We start from the raw sequence: 1,034 nt of genomic DNA on the forward strand, positions 1-1,034 counted from the left end.
AAGTACGGCGTCGACCTCAAGTTCACCTCGGCCGAGGGTGACCAGACGAAGCAGATCGCGTCCATCAAGACCTTCATCACGCAGGGCGTCGACCTCATCGCGTTCTCCCCGGTCGTCGAGACCGGCTACGACGCCGTCCTCCAGGAGGCGAAGTCCGCGGGCATCCCGGTCGTCCTCACCGACCGTGCGGCCGTCGGTGGTGACGACGTCGACGCGGCGGCCGAGCTCGTCGGCACGGCGGCCCAGGGCCGCGAGGGTGGTCCGGACGAGCTCGGCGCGGTGCGGGCTGACCTCGACGGCGGTGAGGTCGGCGCCGGCCTCGATCGCGAGCGCCCCGAGGACACCGGCCTTGCCTCCCGGGCCGGCGCAGAGGTCGAGCCAGCGGGCGGGGACGTCGGGGCCGACCTCGGCGTTCGCCATCGCGATGGCGAGGAGCTGCGACCCCTCGTCCTGCACCGACGCCCTTCCCTGGCGCACGGCCGACACGGCGCCGGGGTCGCCGGCGTGGAGGACGACGCCGAGGGGTGAGAGCTGGCTCGGCTCGGCGTCGGAGGCGTCGAGGAGCTCGTCGACGGTGCTGAGGCCCGGACGGGCGACGAGGTGCACCCGCGGGGGGACGTTGTCGGCCTCGAGGAGCGCCTCGAGCTCGGCGTCGACGGTGGCGGCGGTCGCCCGGCCGTGGGCGAGGAGGGCGCCGCGCAGGGCGGTCACGACCCACTCGGGGTGACTGTGCCGAACCGCGAGGGCCGCGACGCCGCCGCCCTCGGGCTCGACGGCGTCCTGCCACTCCTCGACGGTCCGCTCGCTGATCCGCCGCATGACGGCGTTGACGAAGCCCCCGGCACCGGCGCCCGCGACGACCTTGGAGAGGCCGACGGTCTGGTCGGCCGCGGCGTGGGCGGCGACGCGCATCCCGAGGAGCTGGTGCGCGCCGAGGCGCAGGACGTCGAGGACCTGGGGGTCGATGCGCGAGGTGGGCCGCCCGGCGGCATCGGCGATGACGGCGTCGTAGAAGCCCTGCCAGCGGATCGTCC

2 pseudogenes are annotated in these 1,034 nt (G+C 75.0%); one reads left to right on the forward strand and one right to left on the reverse strand.

Going from position 1 to position 1,034, the window contains the following annotated elements:
• Positions 1-63 precede the first annotated feature (63 nt).
• Positions 64-150: pseudogene (locus DLM45_RS16710) on the forward strand (hypothetical protein); the annotation flags it as partial.
• A 93-nt stretch (positions 151-243) separates the two neighbouring features.
• Here the strand turns inward: DLM45_RS16710 and DLM45_RS16360 are convergent.
• A pseudogene (locus DLM45_RS16360) lies at positions 244-1,029 on the reverse strand (transcription antitermination factor NusB); the annotation flags it as partial.
• Positions 1,030-1,034 lie beyond the last annotated feature (5 nt).

Origin of the sequence: Hyphomicrobium methylovorum (genome assembly GCF_013626205.1) — a bacterium.
In the GTDB taxonomy this organism is placed as follows: Bacteria; Pseudomonadota; Alphaproteobacteria; order Rhizobiales; family Hyphomicrobiaceae; genus Hyphomicrobium_B; species Hyphomicrobium_B methylovorum.